General features: G+C 70.3%; 7 protein-coding genes. 4 read left to right on the forward strand and 3 right to left on the reverse strand.

Features of this window, described 5'->3' with window-relative positions; genetic code table 11:
- Positions 1 to 229 precede the first annotated feature (229 nt).
- Entirely contained in the window at positions 230 to 898 is a 669-nt protein-coding gene (locus DLJ59_RS01380; protein WP_124770708.1) for a Maf family protein, read from the forward strand.
- The gene (locus tag DLJ59_RS01385; protein WP_124770709.1) at positions 895 to 1,548 is read left to right on the forward strand and encodes an O-methyltransferase; all 654 of its coding nucleotides are present in this window, start codon (positions 895 to 897) and stop codon (positions 1,546 to 1,548) included. The genes DLJ59_RS01380 and DLJ59_RS01385 overlap by 4 nt, the downstream gene beginning before the upstream one ends.
- 117 nt (positions 1,549 to 1,665) lie before the next feature.
- Here the strand turns inward: DLJ59_RS01385 and DLJ59_RS01390 are convergent, their stop codons facing one another.
- From DLJ59_RS01390 to DLJ59_RS01400, 3 genes are all read right to left on the reverse strand, one after another.
- Positions 1,666 to 2,421 (reverse strand): ABC transporter permease, encoded by a 756-nt coding sequence (locus DLJ59_RS01390; RefSeq protein WP_124770710.1) that lies wholly within the window; start codon positions 2,419 to 2,421, stop codon positions 1,666 to 1,668.
- 17 nt (positions 2,422 to 2,438) lie between these two features.
- On the reverse strand, positions 2,439 to 3,398 hold the full coding sequence (locus DLJ59_RS01395; RefSeq protein ID WP_124770711.1) for an ATP-binding cassette domain-containing protein: 960 nt from the start codon (positions 3,396 to 3,398) through the stop codon (positions 2,439 to 2,441).
- Positions 3,399 to 3,519: 121 nt separating this feature from the next.
- Complete coding sequence (locus DLJ59_RS01400) at positions 3,520 to 4,131, reverse strand: PadR family transcriptional regulator (protein ID WP_124770714.1); 612 nt, start codon at positions 4,129 to 4,131, stop codon at positions 3,520 to 3,522.
- A 150-nt stretch (positions 4,132 to 4,281) separates the two neighbouring features.
- On the opposite strand from DLJ59_RS01400, the gene DLJ59_RS01405 reads away from it, so the two are divergent.
- The gene (locus DLJ59_RS01405; protein ID WP_124770712.1) at positions 4,282 to 6,036 is read left to right on the forward strand and encodes an acetyl/propionyl/methylcrotonyl-CoA carboxylase subunit alpha; all 1,755 of its coding nucleotides are present in this window, start codon (positions 4,282 to 4,284) and stop codon (positions 6,034 to 6,036) included.
- A gap of 227 nt (positions 6,037 to 6,263) precedes the next feature.
- Positions 6,264 to 7,703 (forward strand): GuaB1 family IMP dehydrogenase-related protein, encoded by a 1,440-nt coding sequence (locus DLJ59_RS01410; protein ID WP_124770713.1) that lies wholly within the window; start codon positions 6,264 to 6,266, stop codon positions 7,701 to 7,703.
- The last annotated feature ends 4 nt before the right edge of the window (positions 7,704 to 7,707 follow it).

The raw sequence follows: 7,707 nt of genomic DNA on the forward strand, positions 1-7,707 counted from the left end.
TATAAGACACACACCGATACCACCGAGACCACCGAGACCACCGAGGCCAGCGAGCGACCGAGCCCACCGAGCACGCCGGGACCACCGAGCACGCCGGGACCACCGAGCACGCCGGGACCACCGAGCACGCCGGGACCACCGAGCACGCCGGGATCGCCATCGGTCTGGGCAGGGGGATGCTGCGCGGGGTGTCGGGTTTGGTGGACTGGCGGGCGGTAACGTCGGGCTCGTGTCTGAGACTTTGCCGCTCCGCCTCGTGCTCGCTTCGGCGAGCCCTGCCCGTCGTAAGTTGCTCCAGGCTGCCGGCGTCGAGCCGGAGGTGCTGGTCAGCGGGGTGGACGAGTCCCTGGTGGTGACCGAGCGGGCCGAGGAGTTGTGTCTGGAGTTGGCTCGACTTAAGGCGCAGGCGGTGTTGACCCGGCTGAACCCGGCCGCCGATCAGCGGACGTTGGTGATCGGCTGCGACTCGGTGCTCGCCTTCGACGGGGAGATCCTCGGCAAGCCGGCGGATGCGGCCGACGCGACCCGGCGGTGGCGGCGGATGCGGGGGCGCAGCGGCGTTCTGCACAGCGGGCACTGCCTGGTCGACGTTGCCGCGGGGCGGCGCGCGGAGGCGGTCGCGTCGACCACTGTCCACTTCGCTGACGTCAGTGACGACGAGATCGCCGCGTACGTGGCCACGGGTGAGCCGTTGGCGGTGGCCGGCGCGTTCACGATCGACGGGCTGGGTGGGCCGTTCGTGGAGCGGATCGAGGGTGACCCGGGGACGGTGGTCGGGTTGTCGATGCCGCTGCTGCGCCGGCTCCTCGCCGAGTTGGATCTGCGGATCACCGACCTGTGGACGAAGGTCGCGCCGGGCGGCCAATCCGTCGAGCCGCTCGGTAACGTCCGGTCATGACCACCAAGTCGATTCCGCTCACCGACGAGCTGCACGCCTATCTGGTCGCACACGGCTCCCCACCGGACGAGATCATCCGGGACCTTGCCGAGGAGACCCGGTCGGTGCTGCCGGAGCACGCCACCATGCAGGTGGCGCCGGAGCAGGCCGCGTTCCTGACGTTTCTCACCCGGCTGCTCGACGTGCGGCAGGCCGTCGAGGTGGGCACGTTCACCGGGCTTTCGTCGCTGGCGATCGCCCGCGGGTTGCCCCAGGGTGGGCGTTTGACGTGTTTCGACATTTCCGAGGAGTTCACCGACATCGCCCGGCGCTACTGGGCGCGCGCCGGGGTGCAGGATCTGATCGACCTGCGCATCGGGCCGGCCGCGGACGGGCTGCGGGAGCTGCCGCACGAGCGGCACCTGGACTTCGCGTTCATCGACGCGGACAAGACCGGCTACCCGATCTACTGGTCGGAGCTGGTGCCTCGGATGCGTCCGGGTGGGGTGATCGCTGTCGACAATGTGCTGCGTGGGGGGCGTGTCATCGCCCCGCAGGACGCCGGTGACCGGGCCATCGCCGCGTTCAACGACGAGGTCATCGCCGACGTACGGGTGGACCCGGTGATGCTCCCGATCGCGGATGGCCTGACCCTCGCCCGGGTGCGCTGACCGCCGGCAACCACCAAGCGCCTGCCGCCGAAGACCGAACACCGAACGCCCACCACGGAAAGCGGGGTGTCCCCCGACAAGGGACATCCCGCTTTCCAGGGGCGACGAGAGCCAGCGTCAGCGGACGCTGCGGGCGAACTGGCGGGCGGCCCAGTAGACGCCGAGCGCGGCGAGGACCGCGGTGATGCTGAGACCCTGCCAGACCTTGTCGCTGCCCAGGTCACCGGCGAACAGCGCCCGGGTGCCGTCGACCGCCCAGGAGAACGGGTTCCAGTTGGCGATGCCCTGCAACCAGCCGGGTGCGAAGGTCAGCGGCAGCAGGATGCCGGAGAGCAGCAGCACCGGCTGCGCCACGGTGTTCATCAGCGGGGCCAGCGCGTCCTCGCTCTTGACCTTGAGGGCGACACCGTAGGAGACGGCCGAGGTCATGAGGGCGATCAGGGCGAGCATCAGGTACGCCAGCAGCAGGTCCCCGATGAACACCCGCAGGTCGAACAGGAGCGCGAGCAGCGTGATGATGACCGCCTGCACGATGAGCGAGACCACGTCGCGCAGCGAGCGGCCGAGTAGCAGGGCGAGCCGGCTGATCGGGGTGACCCGGGAGCGTTCGATGACGCCGGCTCGCAGTTCGGCGATCAGGCCGAAGCCCTGGAACAGGCCACCGAAGATGGCCAGCAGCACCAGCAGACCCGGTACGAAGATCTTGTAGGCGGCGGCCTGAGTTGGCGCGTTCAGTGCGGGCTTGAGCAGCGGGGCGAAGAGCAGCAGGTACATGACCGGCTGGAACACGCCGACGAAGACCCAGACCGGGTTGCGCAGCAGGAGTTGGGTTTGGCGCTGGAAGATCAGCCACGTGTCACGGGCGAATTTCATGAGAGTCGTCTCCGGGGTCAGGACTCGCGCAGCGAGCGGCCGGTCTTGGTGAGGAAGACGTCGTCGAGGCTGGGTCGGTGCAGCTCGATCGAGCGCAGCTCCAGCCCGGCGTGGTCGAGTCGGCGCAGCACCTGCGGAATGGCGGTGGCGCCCTCGTCGACGTAGAGGCGCAGGCCGCCCTCGTCGACGGTTTCCAGCTTGTTGACGTACGGCTCGCCGTCGAGCGCCTTGGCGGCCTGCGGGGAGGCGGCCAGGTCGAGACCGACCAACACCACGTCGCCGGAGATCTCCCGCTTGAGCTCGGCTGGCGTGCCCTCGGCCACCACCTCGCCGTTGTCCATGATCGCGATCCGGTCGCAGAGCGCGTCGGCCTCGTCGAGGTAGTGCGTGGTGATGAAGACGGTCATCCCGTCGCCGCGGAGCCGCCGGATCTCGTCCCACATGTGGGCGCGGCTCTGCGGGTCGAGGCCGGTGGTCGGCTCGTCCAGGAAGACGATCTTCGGCTCGTGGATGATGCCGAGGGCGATCTCCACCCGGCGACGCTGGCCGCCGGAGTAGGTCTTGCACTTGCGGTCGGCGTACTCGGTGAGCTGGAAGGCGTCCAGGGCGCGGGCGGCGCGGCGCTGCGCGTCGGCCTTGCCGATGCCGTACATCCGGGCGTGCAGCACCAGTTCCTCGCGGGCGGTGGACTCGTCCCAGGTGCTGCCGCCCTGCGGGACGTACCCGATTCGGCGGCGCACCTCGGCCGGGTCCTTGCGCAGGTCGGCGCCCGCGATGGTGGCCTCGCCGCCGTCCGGCTCGATCAGCGTGGCGAGCATCCGCAGCGTGGTGGTCTTGCCGGCGCCGTTCGGGCCGAGGAAGCCAAAGATCTCGCCCCTGGCGACGTCGAGGTCGACGCCCCGCACGGCGTCCACCGTCTTCGTCTCTCGACCCGCGCGGGAGCGGAACGACTTCCGCAGCCCCCTGGTCTCGATCATTTCTGCTCCTGGTCGTTCGGGCCGGTCGGGCCGGCCGTCGAGTGGGACGACGCCGGACGGCGCACTCCCCCGCTGTGCCGCCAGCAGGCTAACGCGATATAGCTTTTCTAGTCAACGTTGATTATTCTGCCTGGGTGCCAGGCGACTCCAGGCCGTCCCTCCACCCGGACCAACCCTGCGCTTCATCCAGCTCAGCAGGCAGGTACGACACACCGGAATCGATCCGCTCCGCGATCCGTTCGCACCAGCTCATCTCCGCCTCGGCCCGCGCCGACCACAGCTCGAACATCCAGCCGACGTGCGCCGGCTTGCGGTTGCGCACCCAGTCCGACTCGAGCGAGGCACGCATCGACTCGACGCCGGCGCGCAGCAGATTGGCGCGGTTACGCAGGGCGGCGGCCGCCTCGGCACGCGGCATGGCCGGCAGGAAGGAGAAGGCCGCCACGAACGGGTCGGCGGGCTCGCTGATGGTCCACCAGGAGTTGCGCAGCAGCGTCTCGAACTCGTCCTCCCCCTTCACGGTCACCTCGTACGTGGTGCGCGCCGGGCGGGCGCCGACCTGCTCGGTCGCGACGGCGCGGAGCAGCCCCTCCTCGGTGAGCTTGCGCAGGGCGTGATAGATCGATCCGGGTTGCACGTTCGCCCACTTGTCGGCGCTCCAGCTCAGCAGCTCGCGGCGCACGTCGTAGCCGTGCACGGGCTGCATCCACCGCACCAGACCGAGAATCATCATTCGAGTCGAAGACACCCGATAAGCGTAATAGCCAAGTTTGACTAAACCGTGGCGAGTGCAGTGCGGCATCCCACACTGAGCGATCGTTAGGGCCTCCGTGGCCGGCCGATACACTCCCCGTCAGTAACCTGCCCGGGAGGAGCCACGAAGGTGCGCAAGGTACTCATCGCCAACCGCGGCGAGATCGCCGTCCGGGTGATCCGCGCGTGCCGCGACGCTGGCCTGGGCAGCGTCGCCGTGTACGCGGACTCCGACCGCGACGCCCTGCACGCCACCCTCGCGGACGAGGCGTACGCGCTCGGCGGGGACAGCGCGACCGACACCTACCTGCGCATCGACAAGCTGCTCGACGTGGCCGCTCGGGCCGGCGCCGACGCCGTACACCCGGGTTATGGCTTCCTCAGTGAGAACGCCGACTTCGCCCAGGCCGTCATCGACGCCGGGCTGACCTGGATCGGCCCCACCCCGCAGGCCATCCGTGACCTGGGCGACAAGGTCACCGCCCGACACATCGCCCAGCGGGCCGGCGCGCCGCTGGTCCCGGGCACCCCGGACCCGGTGGCCAGCCCGGACGAGGTGATGGCGTTCGCCGTGGATCACGGCCTGCCGGTCGCCATCAAGGCCGCCTTCGGCGGCGGTGGGCGCGGTCTCAAGGTCGCGCGCACGATGGAGGAGATCCCCCAGCTCTTCGAGTCGGCCACCCGGGAGGCGGTCGCGGCCTTCGGTCGCGGCGAGTGCTTCGTCGAGCGGTACCTCGACCAACCCCGGCACGTCGAGGCACAGGTCCTCGCCGACCAGCACGGCAACGTGATCGTGGTGGGCACCCGGGACTGCTCGTTGCAGCGACGCCACCAGAAGCTCGTCGAGGAGGCGCCCGCGCCGTTCCTCACCGACGCCCAGCGCGCGCAGATCCACGAGAGCGCCAAGGCGATCTGCCGCGAAGCCGGCTACCACGGTGCCGGCACTGTGGAATACCTGGTCGGCATGGACGGCACCATCTCCTTCCTGGAGGTCAACACCCGACTTCAGGTCGAGCACCCGGTCACCGAGGAGACCGCCGGCATCGACCTGGTCCGCGAGCAGTTCCGGATCGCCGACGGCGAGAAGCTGCGGATCACCGAGGACCCGGCGCCGCGCGGGCACGCGATCGAGTTCCGGATCAACGGCGAGGACCCGGGCCGCAACTTCCTGCCCGCCCCGGGCACTGTCACCGCGCTGCGCCTGCCCAGCGGGCCAGGTGTTCGGGTCGACACCGGCATCTCGGCCGGCGACGTGATCGGCGGCAACTTCGACTCACTGCTCGCCAAGGTGATCATCACAGGCGAGACGCGGACCGAGGCGCTGGAGCGCGCCCGCCGCGCGCTGGACGAGATGGTTCTCGACGGGATGGCCACCGCGCTGCCGTTCCACCGGCTGGTCGTGCGCGACGAGGCGTTCACCGCCGAGCCGTTCACCGTGCACACCCGGTGGATCGAGACGGAGTTCCACAACACCGTGCCGCCGTTCACCGCCGCCGCCGCCGGCACCGCCGAGGCGCCGGCCGAACGCGACACCGTCGTGGTCGAGGTGGGCGGCAAGCGGCTCGAGGTCAGCCTCCCCGCCGGCTTCGGCGGGAGTACGACCACCGCGGCACCCGCCTCCCGCAAACCGACCCGGCGCGGCGGCGGTGCCAAGGCCGGCGCCCCGGTCGGTGGCGACACGCTCACCTCACCGATGCAGGGCACCATCGTCAAGATCGCGGTGGCGGACGGCGACACTGTGGCCGAGGGTGACCTGGTCGTGGTGTTGGAGGCGATGAAGATGGAGCAGCCGCTGCACGCGCACAAGGCGGGCACGGTCAGCGGTCTCAGCGCCGAGGTGGGTGCCGTGATCACCTCTGGTGCCCCCATCTGCACCATCGCCTGAGCCGCTGGCGGGCAGTCAACGCAGGGTTTCGGTGACGACCGCGCGGACGGCTGCGGTCAGGGCGTTCAGCACGTCCGACTCCAGCCCAACCCGAGCCTGATCATGTCGCTGAACGCCGGCACCGACGGTACGTAGTGCACCGGCGGGTCGAGCGGTCGCCCGAGCGGTGCGAGTGTTTTCCGCGACCACCGACGGTGGAATCGCCAGCCAGCGGGAATGATTGCCGGGTGCGGTTCCTTCACGGCGCGGTCCCCGCGCACGACCTGACCTATACCGACGTCTTCATGGCGCCGGCCCATTCCGACCTGGGTTCCCGGCTCGACGTCGACCTCTCCACCGGCGACGGCACCGGCACCACCATCCCGCTGGTGGTGTCGAACATGACGGCGGTCGCCGGCCGGCGGATGGCGGAGACGGTCGCCCGCCGGGGTGCCATCGCGGTGATCCCGCAGGACATTCCGATCGAGGTGGTGGCGAATGTCGTCGCCTGGGTCAAACAGCGCCATCTGGTCTACGACACGCCGATCACGCTCGGCCCGACCGACACCGTGGGCGACGCCATCCACCTACTGCCCAAACGCTCGCACGGTGCGGTGATCGTGGTCGACGACGCCGGTCGGCCGATGGGTGTGGTCACCGACGCGGACACCACGGGTGTGGACCGGTTCGCTCAGCTGCGGCACGTCATGTCCACCGAGCTGCACACCGTCCCGGCGGACGCGGATCCGCGTGCCGGTTTCGATCTGCTCTCGGCGGGCCGTCGCCGACTCGCCCCGGTGGTGGACGCCGGGGGCCGACTGGTCGGGGTGCTGACTCGGCAGGGCGCGTTGCGGGCCACCCTCTACACGCCGGCCGTGGACGACCGCGGCCGGCTTCGGATCGCGGCGGCCGTCGGGATCAACGGTGACGTGACCGGCAAGGCCTCGGCCCTGCTGGAGGCGGGGGTGGACACGTTGGTCGTGGACACCGCGCACGGCCACCAGGCACGGATGATTTCCGCACTCCAGGCGGTCCGCAAGTTGGATCCCGGGGTGCCGGTGGCGGCCGGAAACGTGGTCACCGCCGAGGGTGTACGCGACCTGGTCGAGGCGGGAGCGGACATCATCAAGGTCGGCGTCGGCCCCGGCGCGATGTGCACCACCCGGATGATGACCGGCGTGGGCCGGCCGCAGTTCTCGGCTGTGCTCGACTGTGCGGCCGCCGCCCGTCACCTGGGCCGGCACGTGTGGGCCGACGGCGGAGTGCGACACCCCCGTGACGTGGCGCTCGCGCTCGCCGCCGGCGCGTCGAACGTGATGATCGGCTCGTGGTTCGCCGGCACCTACGAATCCCCCGGCGACCTGTACACCGACGCGGACGGCCGGAGGTACAAGGAGAGTTTCGGGATGGCCTCGGCTCGGGCGGTCAGCGCCCGAACCGCCGACGACAGCCCGTACGACCGGGCCCGCAAGGCGGTCTTCGAGGAGGGCATCTCCTCGGCCCGGATGCACCTGGACCCGGCCCGCCCCGGTGTCGAGGATCTGATCGACGAGATCATCGCTGGGGTGCGCAGCGCCTTCACCTATGCCGGTGCCCGGGACCTGACCCAGTTCCACGAGCGGGCCATCGTCGGCGTGCAGAGCGCCGCCGGCTTCACCGAAGGAATGCCCCTCCCCACCAGTTGGTAGCCCC

It is taken from the genome of Micromonospora inaquosa (genome assembly GCF_003857055.1).
Taxonomy (GTDB): Bacteria; Actinomycetota; Actinomycetes; order Mycobacteriales; family Micromonosporaceae; genus Micromonospora; species Micromonospora inaquosa.

Excerpts from the sequence above, each read along its gene's own strand:
- DLJ59_RS01390 (WP_124770710.1), bottom strand. The coding sequence starts at position 2,421 with ATGAAATTCGCCCGTGACACGTGGCTGATCTTCCAGCGCCAAACCCAA.
- DLJ59_RS01395 (WP_124770711.1), bottom strand. The coding sequence starts at position 3,398 with ATGATCGAGACCAGGGGGCTGCGGAAGTCGTTCCGCTCCCGCGCGGGT.
- DLJ59_RS01385 (WP_124770709.1), top strand. The coding sequence starts at position 895 with ATGACCACCAAGTCGATTCCGCTCACCGACGAGCTGCACGCCTATCTG.
- DLJ59_RS01400 (WP_124770714.1), bottom strand. The coding sequence starts at position 4,131 with ATGATGATTCTCGGTCTGGTGCGGTGGATGCAGCCCGTGCACGGCTAC.